Consider the following 16,290-nt stretch of genomic DNA (forward strand, 5'->3'; position numbering starts at 1 on the left):
TTATATCCTAGATTTCTTAATTGTTTAATGGCTTCAGCCGCCGTTAATCTTGTATAGGCAATGGGGTTATTAAATGTGGGGTTTTGTTGTGCGTGAGCTTCGGCTATTTCTTTCAATGATTGGGCAACTATTGGGTATCTTTCCTCCCATTTTTTACATCCACTATTGACTGATTGTAATCCTAAACACACTATCCCAGTTCGTTTTTCATGTAATCCAAGTTGAACATTTTTTCTCCCCCAACCAAACACGATTTCGGTTTGTCTGGCACTTCCTCCACAATACTTGAGACACATTTCAGCTTGAAATGAACGACGCTCTGCTCCCGTCATTTTTGAGGCTGCTAAACGTAAATCATCGACCATCGACGGGGTTAAGGGATTATTTGTCTGTTTTAGCTTCAATTTACTCTCTTTAATCTTTTTACCTCTTCATTTTAATCTATTTCTTCTGTTTTTTCAGACAAGCCAATTATGAAATTTTAAAGTTGTGTACCAAGATCCGCTAACTCTCTGTTCCTTTTATTTCTTGAAAGCCTTTAGTCCAAGCGATTACACCCTATGGGAAAAGCTTTCTCGGAAATCACCCAACCTCCCTCAGAAGGGATAGAACAGGTTGCTTACTTAAGTTGGTGGCACTGGACAGTAGGTGCAAACTGGCAGCATCCCTACGGACCGGACAGTAATATCAAAGGCAAAGACAACTATCCTGTGATCCACATTGCCTACGATGATGCTGTTGCTTATGCTAACTGGAAGGGTAAAACCTTGCCCACCGAAGCACAATGGGAATATGCAGGAAGAGGGGGACTCAAAGATCAAGACTTTAGTTGGGGGAATCGATATTCAGCTAAAAAGGCCAACACTTGGCAAGGTATTTTTCCTTTCCTTAACACCAAGCAAGACGGCCATCTAGGAACGGCCCCCGTAGAGTCATTTCCTCCCAATGGTTATGGGTTGTATGACATGACAGGGAACGTCTGGGAATTAACCTCAGATTGGTATAGTGTTGGTCATGGAGGAAAAGAGCATAGTCTTAACCCCACTGGACCGACTAAAAATGCCAGTTTTGACCCCACAAAACCCAGTGAAGGGTCTTTGCACGTTATCAAGGGGGGATCTTATCTTTGTGCTAAGAATTATTGTAGTCGTTATCGACCGGCAGCGAGGGAGTCTCAGGCACCGGATACGGGAACCACTCATGTGGGGTTTCGTTTAGTTAGTGTTGATGGTTGAGACACTATTGTTACATTACAGATTGTAACAATAGTGTATTAAATGGTAGGGTAATTAAAGATACCCGCTGGTCTGACAATTATTCTCAGTCTGAACAGGGATATATAATAAAGGCTTACTGCCTTAAACCTTTTCAATAAGTTCACTTAATTTACCCTAAATATGTTGGTCAAAAAAAGAATCGATTACTATCCTATCACCGTAATTTTGCTGGTTTTAGGGATAGATTTATTAATATTTTTCTTTAGTAATTCCCTGTGGCCACTGCTTATTTGGATGCCCCTTAGTCTTAATATTAAAGGATGGATTTGTTGTTGGAATCATCATCATCAACACTATAATTTCTTTACCGTGCGTTGGGCCAATCGTCTTATCGAACTGATCATGGGTATGCAAACAGGAATCGTCGGGGAAGCATGGGTTTTACACCATACCCTAGGCCATCATCTTCATTATTTGGATCAATCCCTGGATGAATCTGCTTGGAAAACGCCCCAAGGTCGTTTGATGTCCCGTCTAGAATATACATTTAAGGTAACTTTGATGTCATATCCGAAAGCATTTAAGGTGGGACAAAGATATCCTAAATATCGCAACAAACTGATTCAAAATCTTTTGTTAACAGCATTGGTTTTGGGTGTATTATGTTACATCGATTGGCTAAAAACATTAATTATGTTTATTATCCCGATGGTCTTTTTGTTGTTTATGTCTGTCCATGAAACCTATGACCATCATGCAGGTTTAGATGAGGAAGATCCCCATAAAGCAACCTACAACATTATGGATCGCTGGTACAATTTGTGTACCTGTAACTTAGGTTATCATACTGCTCATCACATTCAATGTGGTCGCCATTGGAGTGAGTTACCTCAGTTACACGAAGAAATTAAACATAAAATTCCGGCTCATTTATACCGAGAAGGAACTTTCCCTTTTAATTTAATCACAAAAATTGAAGAGCAATTTGTAGAACTCCGACACCAACGTAGTTAGGAGTATGGGGTGGGCAATGTTCACCCCAATATGTAGTCCCCTATCTAAAAGCGAGGGGACTATTATTTCAACTATTTCCAATAATCTCAAAAGAAAATCTCTCATATTAGCAATGGATAAAATGAGTTTAGTTGCCAATATTATTACATTTTTAAGTTTCTTATTTTCCATACTCGCATGGTATAAAGCTCGTCAAGTACATGGATTTTTGGAAGCAGAAAAAACACGTCACAATAAAAAGATTAGAGTTATTTTACGAAATGGAGAATAAACAATAGAATTACCAATTGAGATAAGGAGAGAAGAACTAACTAGATCTGAAATTTTGGGCAGAATTGGAATGATTCCGATGAACGAAAAAGGAAAAAGATTTACGATAGAATACCTGAATGCTCCAGAATTTTTTCAGCAAATTAATACCTTAAAGGATAATTATGGGGAAGGAATTTTGGAAATTCGTTGTAGTCCCAACGAACTAAAACAATTTAAGGTTTAACTTATTTGACCAGTTTGTAGGGTGTATTAGCATAGCGTAATACACCAAAATTAATAACTTGTGGTGAATTACGGCATCATTCCCAAGGATTAAAAACTTGAACCAATGAAAACTGAAAATCCGTTATATTACGAGTAACAAGAATTAAATTATATTGATAAGCAGTAGCAGCAATTAAACTATCCATAATCGGTAACTTTTGACCTTTAGCTTCACATTGTCCACAAATTTCTGCCCAACCGTTAATAACATTATAATCTAAATTAATAATTCTCTCAGAAAATCTTAACTCAACTGTTTCAATCCATTGTATTAACTTTTGGTAACGTTGCGGTTGTCTCTCTTGAATCTTAATGATTCCCTTTCTGATTTCACCAATAGACAAAATACTAATAAATAAACTATCTTTTTCCTTTTCATCTGAACTTCCCCTTTGACAAAATGCCAGAATGTATGCTGCATAAGGGATAGCCCGAATTAAGTACCCGTCGTTACTGGGTACAAATGGAAGAAATACTTAACAAATCTAATGCTTTTTGTTGTAGTTCAGTAGGTCGAGTTATCCTGTCAAAAACGTATTTCCCACTCTCTAAAGTACACTCAACTGTGTTCAAACAAATTGTTCCCAAATCTTCTAGTAAGGTACGGAAGCTATGAACTGGTAAGTTATCTTCAGTCCGTTTCTTTCTATCTTTAGCAACAGCAGAATCACTACGACTAGCTTTGATAACATCTTGATAGTTATCATCAATTTCTTCGTCTTCAAATAATAAAGAGGCTAATTTTTGTTTTAAATGCCATTCCACATAATAAGCCAACATACATAAGAAAATATGGGCTTTCACTCTGTCCCCCTTATAATGATAAATAGGACGCACTTTTAAATCAATAGATTTATAACAACGGAAAGCTTCTTCCACTGAAGATAAACTTTTATACGCTTTGACAACTTCAAAACCATCCATCAGAGTTTTATCTACAGAAGTTCTCAGAATATAAACTCCATCTAATGCTATTTCTTCTGAGATTAATTCTTGTTTTCGCTCATAACTAAATCCTGAATCTGTGATGTCTAAATTATAGTATTTGTTGATTTTATACTTGTTTAATACCTTTCCCACTCTCAAAGCTATTTTATCTGCCCCTTTCAAAGCTCTTTTTTCTCTCTTTGTGGCTTTGATAATTAACTCAAATTGTTCTTCTGCTATTGTAATAAACCCTCTCTTTGTTTTTTGTTTTTAGTAGCAATCAAAGGATTTCGACAAGCAATTAGTCTTTCATCTGGGTAATCTTCACTTTCAAATTCAACTAGATTAACTTCATCAAATAATCCTAGTTGAATTGCTTCTACTTCTGCTAATTTTCTAATGCTTGCCTTAGTTAAACCACTTATATAATCTAATCCTTCTACTGGTTTTACTAACTCTTTAATGTTGGAAGAGGTTAATATCCCCCTATCTGTTACCCAGACTACGTTATGAACACCAAACCGTTTCCTGACTTTTTCTATTTGACTTCCTAATGTGCTAGTATCTGAGGTATTTCCTTCAAAAACTTCTACAGCGATAGGACAACCATTTTGGTCACAAAGTAATCCAAAGACTATTTGGGTTTTTCCTTTCTTCTTATCTCGATTATATCCATATTTTCCTAATTCACATCCGTTCCCTTCTAGGTAGGTTGAGGTTACATCATATAAGACCAATGAGCCATTATTGAGATAAAGACTAGCTAATTTATTTTCAATTTTCTCTTGTTTCTTTAATAACCAGTCTAAAGCCTCATAGAGTTCATCCTCATCAGCTTTTTCTAAATTTAATACTTTTCCTAAACTATTGCTACAAGTTTTTTCATGAAATCCTCTCGCTGTGGCTAGTTTGGATTTAGGATTGATAATTCTAAAAATGATCATCCCCAAAACTAAGTTTCTAATTCGAGAGGTCGACCCAGCAATCATCTTATCTAATCCTAATTTTTAAATTGTCTCTAATATGACCATCACATGACCATGAGGACGACTTCTTATTACTTCAAAATTATCAAGTATCATCTCAGTTCTTGAAACTTTAGCCCCTTTTAAAACCAGTTTCATATTATCAACAACTTCATCTGGCAATGTTGATAGATTTGCCAGGGTTCTTTTTTTGACTCTTTCTCCTTCTCTATAAGATTCACGAAGAAGAACAGCCGGGGGGGACTTTCTGTTAGGAACTCGTTCTATATACATGACTACTATTTTAGCTTATTTCTCTTCTGCTTTTCTATTAATAAATATTACAATTTACATGGGTACAGCGTCGAGGGATAATCAGCGTATCCCTTGATAGATAGGGCTTTTAGGACTTTATAGTAGATTTGTATGGGGTAAGTTCAGTTTCATCTAACCATTGAATTACTTTTTGATTAGGCTTTTTCTTAACATATTCAGAAATCACACAAGTATCTAATACATAATTCATAAGATAATCTCTCTACCTGTGTCTTTATCTCGCTCAAATAACAGTTCATTTTCTTCTAATTCTGGTAATAATAATAAATCAGATAACTTTTTTGTCTTTTCTTCTCTCGGTAAAGGAGTTAAGTTCTCTAATTCTTTTAACATTAATTGAGCCATTTTTTCTTGTTCAGATTCAGATAATTTTTCAAGTTTAGCGATAACTTTATTTAGGGATTCAATCATGTGGGTTGACTCATAGTTGAGAAAATGTTAGCGAATTGATTAATTAGCCATCTCTAGTCTAGCTTACGGTTTCCAGTTCCCAATACTCGCAAATAACACAGAATATGTCACAATTTTAGTCTGTAGGGTGGGAAATGCCCACCCAATTATTTAAGCTTTAAACTGCTCTGTAATACGCTTCATGGCTTCTTCCACGTTTTCCCGACTATTAAAGGCAGAAATACGAAAATAGCCTTCTCCGGCTGCCCCAAAACCCGATCCCGGGGTTCCTACCACATTGGTGGTTTGTAAGAGTTTATCGAAGAAATCCCAACTAGACAGGTTATGGGGGGTTTTTAACCAGATGTAAGGGGCATTGACCCCACCATACACATCAAATCCTGCCCCTGTCAGCTTGTTACAGATTATTTGGGCATTTTCGAGGTAAAAGTTAACTAATGCCTTGATTTGGGCTTTTCCTGCCTCGGAATAGACGGCTTCTGCACCCCGTTGCACAATGTAAGAAACGCCGTTAAATTTGGTGGACTGGCGACGGTTCCACAGTTTCCATAATTCTACCTCAGATCCATCGGCAGCTTTGGCTGTTAACTGTTTGGGAACTACGGTGAAAGCGCAACGAGTACCGGTAAACCCTGCATTTTTAGAGAAGGAACGAAACTCGATCGCACAGTCTTTGGCCCCTTCTATTTCGTAGATAGAATGGGGTAAACTATCATCGGTGATAAAGGCTTCATAAGCAGCATCAAAGAAGATAATAGCGTTGTTAGCTTTGGCATAGTCTACCCAAGCTTTGAGATACTCTTTGGTTGCCGTTGCACCGGTGGGGTTATTGGGGAAACACAGATAAATAAGGTCAACTTTTTCCGTGGGAATATCTGCCAGAAAATTGTTATCTGCACTGATAGGAAGATACACTAAACCGTCATATTCTCCCTTGTCGTTATTTTCCCCTGTGTTGCCAGCCATAACATTAGTATCCACATAAACCGGGTATACAGGGTCAGTTACAGCAATTTTGTTATTTTTGCCAAAAATATCGAGAATATTGCCTGAGTCGCATTTTGCCCCGTCTGAGACGAATATTTCGGAGCCATCTATATCACAACCTCGGCTTTGGAAGTCTTGGGCGGCGATTGTTTCCCGTAACCACCCGTAACCTTGTTCTGGACCATAGCCTTTGAAGGTACTGCGATCGCCCATATCTTCTACGGCTTTGATCATAGCAGTGCGACAAGCTTCCGGCAAGGGTTCGGTGACATCTCCAATACCCAGTTTAATGATGTTTGCTGAGGGGTTGCTTTCTACAAAGGTGTTTACCCGTCTTGCTATTTCGGGGAAGAGGTATCCTGCTTTGAGTTTGAGATAGTTATCGTTAATGGTTGCCATATTTTGCGTCGTTACAAATGCCTTTATTTAGCTTACTCTGGTTTGTGTCCCTAATTTTTAAGATTAACTAAAATCTTTTATTTTTTCTTGATATACTTATAATTCCTGCAAAAAACTCATAATTAAGTTATTAAATTTATGGACATTTATATAAATAATCCCTTGATTGTCTTATTATATTCAAGAGTATAGCTCAAAACAATGAATAAATTTTTTGTAGATCGTGGTGGGACTTTTACCGATATTGTTGCCGTTGTTAGCGATGGAGCAATCATCAAACAATTATCCCAAAAAAAAGAACAATATTTAATTGTACCTTTGCCCAAAAAACAATGGGTAGTTGTCTATAAATTACTTTCAGAAAATCCTGAAAGATATGAAGATGCTGTTATTCAAGGTATTAGAAATATACTCTGTCTTGCTGATAATCAATCTATCCCCACTGAAAAAATAGAAGTGGTTAAAATGGGGACAACGGTTGCTACTAATGCGTTACTGGAAAGAAAAGGCGATCGCACAGTTCTACTAATCACAAAAGGGTTTAAAGATGCACTGAGAATCGGTTATCAAAACCGCCCTAATATTTTCGCCCGTCAAATAATTTTGCCATCAATGTTGTATGAGTTAGTCATTGAAGTAGAAGAAAGATATAACAGCAATGGTAATGAGTTAATTCCTGTTAAACCAGAACAAGTAAGACAAGATTTACAACAAGTTTATGAGCAAGAAATCAGAAGCTGTGCCATTGTTTTTATGCACAGTTATCGTTATCCAAACCATGAAAATAAAGTTGCAGAAATCGCCCAAAATCTTGGCTTTACTCAGATTTCTATTTCCCATCAAGTTAGTCCCTTAATGAAACTGGTTTCAAGAGGAGATACAACGGTAGTTGATGCTTATTTGTCTCCCATTTTAAGGCGATATGTGGATCAAGTTTCTAGTCAATTACCTAACACAAAATTGATGTTTATGAAATCAGATGGAGGGTTAATTGATGCTCATAAATTCCAAGGAAAAGATAGTATTTTATCTGGTCCTGCTGGTGGAATTATTGGTGCAGTACAAACCAGTTTAAGAGCAGGTTTCAAAGCAATTATTACCTTTGATATGGGAGGAACTTCTACAGATGTAGCGCACTTCCAAGGGGAATATGAACGACAACTAGATAACGAAATAGCTGGTGCTAGAATGCGAGTTCCAGTATTAAGTATTCACACAGTTGCTGCTGGTGGTGGCTCTATTTTACAGTTCGATGGTGCTAGTTTTAAAGTAGGTCCAGAGTCCGCAGGAGCAAACCCTGGCCCTGCTTGTTACCGTCGGGGTGGTCCTTTAGCTGTGACGGATGCTAACGTTATGTTAGGAAAAATTCAGCCTCAATATTTCCCTAATATTTTCGGAAAAGAGGGTAATTCACCCTTAGATAAAGAGATAGTTAATGCGTATTTTATAGAACTATATCAAGAAATTTATCAAGGTACTAATCAGCAAAATACTCCCGAAGAAATTGCAGCAGGTTTCATTAAAATTGCTGTAGAAGATATGGCTAATGCTATCAAAAAGATTAGCCTACAACGAGGTTATGATGTCACTAATTATGCCTTATGTACCTTTGGAGGAGCAGGGGGTCAAGTTGCTTGTTTAATTGCTGATACGTTGGGAATTAAAAGCGTATTTCTTCATCCTTATGCTGGTGTTTTAAGTGCCTATGGAATGGGACTAGCTGATATCAGAGTGATTAAAGAAAGTGCTATGGAAAAACCCCTAAATAAAGACTTGGTTTCTGAACTAAAATTAGTTATTAATCAATTGGAAAATCAGGCAAGACAAGAACTTGATGAACATGAATCTATTAAAGGTGAAAAAATTGTTACTAAAGTCAGTTTAAAATATCAAGGGACTGACTCAACTTTATTAGTAGACTTTGCTGAAGATGTTAGAGTCATGCAGGAAAGTTTTGCAGAAGAACATCAGTTAAGATATGGTTTCACTCAACCTCAAAAACTGTTGATTTTAGAATCAATTTCTGTCGAGATTATTCAAATTATGGATAGTCCCGATGAACCTTTCATAACTCGTACTCGTCCCTTAGATCAGTTACCCAAACCCATAGAAATTGTTCCAGTATTTACAGACAATAAATGGCAAGATACTCCAATTTTTCAACGAGAAGACTTACAACCTCAAGACAATATTGAAGGGCCAGCTATTATTGTTGAAAAGATTAGCACTATTATGGTTGAACCCCATTGGAATGCAAAGTTAACTGAGCATAATCATTTGATTCTTAGTAAAAAAGATGATTCTTAAGTGTGATATTTTATGTTAGGGACTTAGTTTGGTGATAAATGTTTGTCACCAAACTATTTTTTTATTCGTTTAATTCCTTAATTTTATCCTTATCAATTTTCTTCTGGCCTTGGAAGTAAAGGGGTAATGTAATCTAAAAGTTCAGGAATAAAATTTTCAATGACTTGCCATACTAAATTAAGATTAACCTCATCATAATCATGAACCAGTCTATCTCTCATTCCTGCAATTTGTCGCCATTGAATGTCGGGATGAGATTAACGAAAATCAGGGGATAGTCTTTTAACGACTTCACCAATAATAGTAATTTCATATAGAACTGCAAGTTGTGTTCTTTCGTCAGAGTAAAAATCAGTTTCAGTCATATCATCAGTTAATCGGAGAATGGTTCGACATAGTTTGGCGATATCAAGCAGATAGGATTTGTCCTGATTCATAGATAATAATAGCAGTTTCCAAAATGTTTTTACGGCGAATCCAGTTATGACTATTTTCAATAGACCGTTTTCCAATTAAATCCACTTTTCGTCCAATTTTTTCCTCTAGTTTGTATTGAATACCAACTAAATCCATTAAACTTAGTTTAATTTGCGGATTGAAGACTACAGGGAAATCAATATCGCTTGTTTTGGTAAAATCTTCTCTGAGAACAGAACCAAATAGCGATAACTGAAGAATATGGTTTTCTTGACAGAAATCAGTCAGTTCTAACGGTGAAATATTGAGTCTATTTAATATTTGTTTATCCATACTTTTTTCATGTGTTATATAATAGTAAATATTGTTACATATAATTATATATTTCTATATGAATGAAGTTCCAACATTTGACTATATGATTTTACCAACACTTGAAGCTCTACAGACTTTAGGTGGATCTGGTTCCAATCAGGAAATTTATGAGAAAGTAGTAGAACTTCTCAATATACCCGATCACATTCTTGAAATTTCTCACGGAAGTACATCACAAAGTGAGGTTGAATATAGACTTGGATGGAGTCGAACTTACTTAAAAAAATACGGACTATTAGAAAATTCATCCCGTGGTATATGGTCTTTAGTTTCAAAATCTATTGATATTGATGATTTGGATGAAAAAGAAATTGTTAGAAAAGTTCGAGATCAGGATAACAGTCAAGACATATCTCCAAATCCAGTAAATGATATTCAAACATTAGAAATATTAGAAGAAGAAGAAGCATCATGGCATCAGCAAATTCATAAAAAATTACTATCTTTGGAACCATCTGCATTTGAATGTTTAACCCAGCGTTTATTGCGTGAGTCGGGTTTTATTCAAGTACAAGTTACAGGTAAATCTGGTGATGGAGGAATTGATGGAGTTGGTATTGCTCGAATCAATGGCTTTTTAAGTTTTCATGTTCTCTTTCAATGTAAACGTTATCAAAGTTCAGTCTCGGCAAGTCAAATTAGAGATTTTCGCGGTGCGATGCAAGGACGTACTGATAAAGGTTTATTTGTAACCACTGGTACATTTACCAGAGATGCGATGAAAGAGGCAACAAGAGATGGCGCACCACCAATTGATTTAATAGACGGTGAGGAATTAGTCCAACGTCTAAAAGAATTAGGTCTTGGTGTTAAAATAACAATGATTGAGTCTGTTGAAGTTGATCTAGATTGGTTTAAAAATATTTAATTTTTTAAGTTATTAATGACAACTAAAACTAAAATTATTCATCAAGGAGAATATATGGCTGAAGTTGAAGTCATTATAACTTACAATGATGATGAATGGTCGCCTTATTTATCTATTGAAGATGTAGAAAAATTAGATACCGTTCGCTTCGCTTTATGTCAAAATGACTTGGAAACTTCTTCTAAGCTGGCAATAATTTATCGCCTAACACCGATTAATTTTTAGTTTAAATCCTGGATTAGGGAGTTGCAAAATCTGTAAATTTTCGATTAAACGGAGAACGAAATCCTAAAACAATATTCTCTTTAGAAACTCCTGATTCTAATAATTGACTAGCAATTCCCTGTTCTGTCAAATCTCTTTGAATCCAAAACTTATTATCTTTAATATCAACATGAATAGGACAACCATAAATCTGTTTTTCTCCTTGCCATCCTACATATAATAGTAAATAATGATTATTAATGGTGTCACAAACTATCTGCGTTTCTATGTCATTATCTTGAGGATGTTTATGGGCATAATTTTCGATGATATCTTTAATTAATTGTTGATAAGTAATGGTTTCCATAAGAGAATTTCCCCTTGTTGTGTATTAATTATTAGTAATTTAATAGAATAATTATCAATTACTTTTTGAATAAAGCTGTCTTGAAAAAAGTTATGATAGATATCGTCAGGAATTGCTAAATATAATATTCTATCAGCTTCTAACTCTTCTAATGCTAATCGATAATTCAAAAATTGACCAATAGCTAGATGAAAGTCTGTAACAGCAGATAATCCCACAAAACTTTTAACTTCTACTGCTATTTTCAACGTTTCTCTATTAGCAATAATCACTTTATTTGCTGCTAAGTCAAGAAACATCCCTATGTTTTCGCTAACTCTAAGAAACAAAGGATCATGAGTAATAACCCATCCATCTTTTTCTAAGGCTTCCCTAACAATCTCATGAACAATATCTTTAGCAGACATTAAAATTGATAGTAAACTCCATATTTAATATAGCATAGTTAAAACTATATGTGTAGAAAAATCTAATATAATTATAGTAGAATCTTAAACCAAAATACTATTAAACTAAAAATAATCATTCAAATCCATAATTCACTATGCTAAACCTATCAAAACCCGACCCCATTTACCTCGAAATCTTCAAAAATCTCTATCAGTTTATAGCTGAACAAATGGGAATCACTCTACAAAATACAGCCTCTTCAGTAAACATTAAAGAGCGTCTAGACTTCTCCTGTGCTATCTTCGATCAACAAGGGTTATTAGTGGCAAATGCACCCCATATTCCTGTGCATTTAGGCAGTATGAGCGAAAGTGTAAAAAGTCTTATTCAAGATAAAGGAAATAAGCTACAACCTGGAGATATTTATCTATCTAATAACCCCTACAACGGGGGAACCCATTTACCCGATGTAACCGCTATTACTCCTGTTTTTGATGATAAGAATCAAGAGATTTTATTCTATGTTGCTTCTCGTGGTCATCAAGCAGATATTGGTGGAATAACACCCGGATCTATGCCTCCTAATTCTACTTCAATTTCGGAAGAAGGTATCTTATTTGATAACTTTTTATTGGTAGAAAAAGGAGAGTTTAGAGAGCAAGAAGTAAGAGTTATTTTAGTCAGTAATTCCTATCCTGCAAGAAACCCAGACCAAAATATTGCAGATTTTCAGGCACAAATTGCAGCGAATGAAAAAGGTTTACAAGAACTGCAAAAAATGGTCAATCAATATGGCTTAGAAACTGTACAAGCTTATATGAAATTTGTCCAAGATAATGCAGAAGAATGTGTGAGAAAAACAATTGATGTTTTAAGTGATGGGGAATTTACTTATACAATGGATCAGGGAGCAGTCATTAAAGTTAAAGTGACTATTGAGAATAAAAATCGTAGTGCAACTATTGACTTTACTGGAACATCTGAACAATTAAACAGTAATTTTAATGCCCCAAAAGCTGTTACTCAGGCTGCTGTTTTATACGTTTTTCGTACCCTAGTTGATGATAATATTCCCCTCAATGCAGGGTGTCTTAAACCCCTTAATTTAATCATCCCCGAAGGTTCTATGTTAAACCCTCAATATCCTGCTGCTGTGGTAGCAGGAAACGTAGAAACTTCTCAGGTTATTGTTGATGCTTTATATGGTGCATTAGGGGTATTAGCGGCTTCCCAAGGAACCATGAATAACTTAACTTTTGGCAACGAAAAATATCAATATTATGAAACAATTTGTGGGGGATCTGGGGCTGGAATTAACTTTAATGGAACCGATGCAGTACAAACCCACATGACTAACTCTCGTTTGACTGATCCAGAAGTATTAGAATTTCGTTATCCTGTATTAGTTGAAGAGTTTAAAATCAGGGAAAATAGCGGAGGAAAAGGTCAATATTCTGGAGGTAATGGTGTGATCAGAAACATCAAATTTTTAGAACCTATGACTGCTAATATTTTATCTAGTCATCGGAAAATCTCTCCCTTTGGTTTAGCTGCTGGGGAAGTAGGAAAAGTAGGAAAAAATTGTGTAAAACGTAAGGATGGAACCGAAGAAATATTAAATAGTACCGCAACCGTAGAAATGGAATCTGGAGATCATTTTATTATTGAAACTCCCGGCGGTGGAGGGTTTGGATCTTCTGATTTATAGTTTCTATTTCAACTAAAATGGTGGCCTGCGACGGATTATTATATTCTTCTAAAAATCTAAATTATAGCCGTCTAACCCACCCTACTTTATTTATCTATTTAGTTCTTTTTTGAACTATATAATTTTCTTCTACTTCTAACATGATCTTACCAGGAAAAGAAGAAGTTCTCGACTTTCTAGGTGCATCAATTAAATTAACAGTTTCCTCTATCTGTTCAAAATTAGGTTTGCTTACCATAATTTTAGCTAAAAATTGCCGTATAACTCGTCTTTGTAACGCCAAAGGAACACCTTTTAAAACTTCTCTATTTAACTTAGAATTATGATCATTAACTGCTGATAATAAAATCTTGTTTGCTTCTGCTTCTAAATAGTCAGATTCTGCTTTTAAAACTTCTGAAGTCTGTGATAATGTTGTTTCTACATTGGGGTTGAAATTTTCTTTTAAATAAGGTACTAATTCCTGACGAATACGGTTACGGGCATAATCTAAGTTAGCATTCGCTGCATCTTCCCAAATAGGTAGGGCAAACTGTTGACAAAACTCTAAAGTTTCCCCACGAGAAACCTTTAATAATGGACGCACTAAATTAATGTTATTAGTTAAGGGACGTTTCCAGGTTAATGCACCTAGTCCATTACTACCAGCACCTCTAATTAAATTATATAATAATGTTTCACTGCGATCGCTTAAAGTATGACCAGTTACTATTTCTCTACAATCATTTTCTTCTGCTATTTCAACCAAACTTTGATATCGCCATTCTCTAGCTGCTGCTTCTGTTTCTTTCATAGCTTTAGCTACTTTTAAATAAAAGGGAATATTCCAATTATTAGCTATCTTTTCTACATGATCCGCAATTCCTAAATCAGAAGCCCAACCATGATCACAATGAGCAATGGCAATATTCCAACCCCATTTTTCTTGTAAATCTATCATTATTTTTAGTAAACAGAGAGAATCTTGTCCTCCTGAAACCGCAATTAATAGATTACTTTTATGAGGGAGAATACAACTATCTTTTAGGGTTTGATGTACCCTAGCATGAATATTTGTCCACATTTTTAATAATTAATCAATTCTCATACTTAAATCTAACCAAGTTGAGCGAGTAATAGGCGCACTACTAGAAATATAATCAACTCCTGTCAAGGCAACTTGTCGAAGATTATCTAGGGTAATATTGCCTGATGCTTCGATTTTTATCTGTTTATTTTCCCTCCGAATATAAGTAACAGATTCTTTCATTAACTCTAGATTCATGTTATCTAACATAATAATATCTGCCCCATATTTTAACGCTTCTTTTACCTCATCAAAAGTCGTTGTTTCCACTTCAATAGTAAGGGGATAGGGAATAGTTTTACGAATAGATTGAATCGCTCCTTGAATACCACCAGCAGCTTTGATGTGATTGTCTTTGATCATCACCCCATCGTCTAAACCCATACGGTGATTTTTTGCCCCTCCTACTTGTATAGCGTATTTTTCAAGTATCCTTAACCCTGGAGTGGTTTTGCGAGTATCTACCAACTGAGTAGGTAAATCCGCTATAATCTCTGTATACTGTCGGGTCATGGTGGCAATGCCGCTCAACCTCATGGCTAGGTTTAAAGCGACTCTTTCCCCCGTTAATAAGCCATCTAAGGGACCATCTAATGTGGCCAAAACCTCTCCTACTTTAACCTTTGTCCCCTCTTTTATGATCGGGTTAAAGACAATATTGCCATTCAATAATTGAAAGACTCTCTGAGCAATGGGCAAACCCGCCATTACTCCTTCCGCTTTGGCAACCCAGTGGCCTGTCCCCGTTTCTTCTACTCCTAAGCCATCAGTTGTGCGATCGCCTCGGCCAATGATTAGGGGTCGAAGTGGTAGTCACCTACCACGACTCCCAGTCCGAACCGTGCATGAAACTTTCATCTCACACGGCTCTCGGCAATTAGTCCCTTGTCATGGGTACTGTTAGTACATCGTCTTTCCATTCATAGCCATTATAAGTGCCAATCATAGAGGTAGTCATTTTTGCTTTTGACATCATGACAATGACGATGTAGAGCTTGTAAATTGTTGTACGTATCCTTTCCACCTTTCGATTTAGGGATAATGTGGTCAACTTCTATCAAGTCTTCAGGTGTAAAGTGTTGCTTACATTGAGGACATATACCTTTTTGTTTCTTTAAGAGTTTTGCAACCCTAGTTGGTGTCCCAGTATATGTACCCCGTATGTATGCTCCAATAAGTCCAATTTCCGTCATAAGGTGATGCTTCAGGCTTAACCAATGTATGTCTCATTATTTCCGTTTCGGCGTGACTGTAGAGGGCATATTTCCCGTTTTGGAATGTCCACTTTCCGTTTTTTCCGTTTGAGAAATATTTACTGAGAGCATTTTGTATTGATGTTTTTCCTTTTTTCCTGCTCACTGTCCATGCTCTGAGCATTCTCCATAATATGTGGTCTTCGGATGAGAATATTTCACTACTGGCAGCAGTTCTATAATAGTTACACCATCCTCTGATTATGGGATTTAATCTATTGATTAATGCTGATTGTGGGGCATTTCTGTTGGCTTTGATAACCTCTTTGATTGCCTCATGATGAGCTAGTATTTCCTTTTTACTTGGGTTTCGTTAGGGTTATGAATCCTATCTTTTCTCTGGTTCTACCTCCGGTGTTACCACCTCTTGAACCAGATTTGTGTCTTCCAACTGGGTAGGAACTTATATTGAATCCCAGAAAGTCGAAACCTGCTTTTCTGTCTTTCCATCACTTTTATGTCCTTTAGTGGTTTGACCTATTTCCGGGGGGTTTGGAACGGGTTTGAATTTCCACGTTTCCCGGCTTTTTTTCTTTACCCCC

17 protein-coding genes and 3 pseudogenes are annotated in these 16,290 nt (G+C 36.1%); 7 read left to right on the top strand and 13 right to left on the bottom strand.

Going from position 1 to position 16,290, the window contains the following annotated elements:
- Positions 1-365, bottom strand: a 365-nt coding sequence (locus tag CWATDRAFT_RS21770; RefSeq protein ID WP_042712105.1) for a transposase, incomplete at its 3' end; no start/stop codon positions are given.
- Positions 366-575: 210 nt separating this feature from the next.
- Between CWATDRAFT_RS21770 and CWATDRAFT_RS21775 the strand changes: the two are divergent.
- From CWATDRAFT_RS21775 to CWATDRAFT_RS37530, 3 genes and pseudogenes are all read left to right on the top strand, one after another.
- Positions 576-1,235: pseudogene (locus CWATDRAFT_RS21775) on the top strand (SUMF1/EgtB/PvdO family nonheme iron enzyme); the annotation flags it as partial.
- A gap of 162 nt (positions 1,236-1,397) precedes the next feature.
- The gene (locus CWATDRAFT_RS21780; protein ID WP_007307050.1) at positions 1,398-2,231 is read left to right on the top strand and encodes a fatty acid desaturase; all 834 of its coding nucleotides are present in this window, start codon (positions 1,398-1,400) and stop codon (positions 2,229-2,231) included.
- Positions 2,232-2,580: 349 nt separating this feature from the next.
- Entirely contained in the window at positions 2,581-2,727 is a 147-nt protein-coding gene (locus CWATDRAFT_RS37530) for a hypothetical protein (protein ID WP_157134145.1), read from the top strand.
- Positions 2,728-2,803: 76 nt separating this feature from the next.
- Here the strand turns inward: CWATDRAFT_RS37530 and CWATDRAFT_RS21790 are convergent, their stop codons facing one another.
- The 4 genes and pseudogenes from CWATDRAFT_RS21790 to CWATDRAFT_RS21805 form a co-directional block, all read right to left on the bottom strand.
- Positions 2,804-3,205 carry a type II toxin-antitoxin system VapC family toxin gene (locus tag CWATDRAFT_RS21790; RefSeq protein WP_042712109.1) on the bottom strand — a complete coding sequence of 134 codons (402 nt, stop codon included), beginning with the start codon at positions 3,203-3,205 and terminating at the stop codon, positions 2,804-2,806.
- Between the two features lie 13 nt (positions 3,206-3,218).
- Positions 3,219-4,954 (bottom strand): annotated as a pseudogene (locus CWATDRAFT_RS41465) (IS1634 family transposase).
- Between the two features lie 228 nt (positions 4,955-5,182).
- Complete coding sequence (locus CWATDRAFT_RS21800) at positions 5,183-5,407, bottom strand: hypothetical protein (RefSeq protein WP_007312116.1); 225 nt, start codon at positions 5,405-5,407, stop codon at positions 5,183-5,185.
- A gap of 150 nt (positions 5,408-5,557) precedes the next feature.
- The gene (locus CWATDRAFT_RS21805; protein ID WP_007307060.1) at positions 5,558-6,793 is read right to left on the bottom strand and encodes an LL-diaminopimelate aminotransferase; all 1,236 of its coding nucleotides are present in this window, start codon (positions 6,791-6,793) and stop codon (positions 5,558-5,560) included.
- Between the two features lie 201 nt (positions 6,794-6,994).
- Between CWATDRAFT_RS21805 and CWATDRAFT_RS21810 the strand changes: the two genes are divergently transcribed.
- Complete coding sequence (locus CWATDRAFT_RS21810; protein WP_007307051.1) at positions 6,995-9,100, top strand: hydantoinase/oxoprolinase family protein; 2,106 nt, start codon at positions 6,995-6,997, stop codon at positions 9,098-9,100.
- Between the two features lie 92 nt (positions 9,101-9,192).
- On the opposite strand, the pseudogene CWATDRAFT_RS21815 reads toward CWATDRAFT_RS21810, so the two are convergent.
- Together CWATDRAFT_RS21815 and CWATDRAFT_RS21820 are read right to left on the bottom strand one after the other, a co-directional pair.
- Positions 9,193-9,537: pseudogene (locus CWATDRAFT_RS21815) on the bottom strand (HepT-like ribonuclease domain-containing protein).
- Positions 9,509-9,850: a nucleotidyltransferase family protein gene (locus CWATDRAFT_RS21820; protein ID WP_007307059.1), complete on the bottom strand. Its 342-nt coding sequence runs from the start codon at positions 9,848-9,850 to the stop codon at positions 9,509-9,511. The pseudogene CWATDRAFT_RS21815 and the gene CWATDRAFT_RS21820 overlap by 29 nt, the downstream one beginning before the upstream one ends.
- A 58-nt stretch (positions 9,851-9,908) precedes the next feature.
- On the opposite strand from CWATDRAFT_RS21820, the gene CWATDRAFT_RS21825 reads away from it, so the two are divergent.
- Both CWATDRAFT_RS21825 and CWATDRAFT_RS21830 read left to right on the top strand, forming a co-directional pair.
- On the top strand, positions 9,909-10,760 hold the full coding sequence (locus CWATDRAFT_RS21825; protein WP_007307052.1) for a restriction endonuclease: 852 nt from the start codon (positions 9,909-9,911) through the stop codon (positions 10,758-10,760).
- Positions 10,761-10,814: 54 nt separating this feature from the next.
- Positions 10,815-10,985: a hypothetical protein gene (locus CWATDRAFT_RS21830; RefSeq protein ID WP_021834137.1), complete on the top strand. Its 171-nt coding sequence runs from the start codon at positions 10,815-10,817 to the stop codon at positions 10,983-10,985.
- Positions 10,986-10,998: 13 nt separating this feature from the next.
- Here CWATDRAFT_RS21830 and CWATDRAFT_RS21835 read toward each other — a convergent pair whose 3' ends face one another.
- Positions 10,999-11,331 (bottom strand): XisI protein, encoded by a 333-nt coding sequence (locus CWATDRAFT_RS21835; RefSeq protein WP_007307058.1) that lies wholly within the window; start codon positions 11,329-11,331, stop codon positions 10,999-11,001.
- Positions 11,304-11,738, bottom strand: coding sequence for a XisH family protein (locus CWATDRAFT_RS21840; protein WP_007307057.1), 435 nt, complete (start codon positions 11,736-11,738; stop codon positions 11,304-11,306). The genes CWATDRAFT_RS21835 and CWATDRAFT_RS21840 overlap by 28 nt, the downstream gene beginning before the upstream one ends.
- A gap of 137 nt (positions 11,739-11,875) precedes the next feature.
- On the opposite strand from CWATDRAFT_RS21840, the gene CWATDRAFT_RS21845 reads away from it, so the two are divergent.
- Positions 11,876-13,429, top strand: a complete 1,554-nt coding sequence (locus tag CWATDRAFT_RS21845; RefSeq protein WP_007307053.1) for a hydantoinase B/oxoprolinase family protein — start codon at positions 11,876-11,878, stop codon at positions 13,427-13,429.
- Between the two features lie 94 nt (positions 13,430-13,523).
- On the opposite strand, the gene tilS is transcribed toward CWATDRAFT_RS21845, so the two are convergent.
- The 4 genes from tilS to CWATDRAFT_RS40270 form a co-directional block, all read right to left on the bottom strand.
- Positions 13,524-14,492: a tRNA lysidine(34) synthetase TilS gene (gene tilS, locus CWATDRAFT_RS21850; protein ID WP_007307056.1), complete on the bottom strand. Its 969-nt coding sequence runs from the start codon at positions 14,490-14,492 to the stop codon at positions 13,524-13,526.
- Between the two features lie 9 nt (positions 14,493-14,501).
- Positions 14,502-15,290, bottom strand: coding sequence for a carboxylating nicotinate-nucleotide diphosphorylase (nadC, locus tag CWATDRAFT_RS21855; RefSeq protein ID WP_042712111.1), 789 nt, complete (start codon positions 15,288-15,290; stop codon positions 14,502-14,504).
- Between the two features lie 134 nt (positions 15,291-15,424).
- Positions 15,425-15,688: an HNH endonuclease gene (locus CWATDRAFT_RS40265; protein WP_007307054.1), complete on the bottom strand. Its 264-nt coding sequence runs from the start codon at positions 15,686-15,688 to the stop codon at positions 15,425-15,427.
- On the bottom strand, positions 15,627-16,040 hold the full coding sequence (locus CWATDRAFT_RS40270; RefSeq protein ID WP_326997430.1) for a group II intron maturase-specific domain-containing protein: 414 nt from the start codon (positions 16,038-16,040) through the stop codon (positions 15,627-15,629). The genes CWATDRAFT_RS40265 and CWATDRAFT_RS40270 overlap by 62 nt, the downstream gene beginning before the upstream one ends.
- Positions 16,041-16,290: the final 250 nt, after the last annotated feature.

The sequence above is a fragment of the Crocosphaera watsonii WH 8501 genome (assembly GCF_000167195.1).
Taxonomy (GTDB): Bacteria; Cyanobacteriota; Cyanobacteriia; order Cyanobacteriales; family Microcystaceae; genus Crocosphaera; species Crocosphaera watsonii.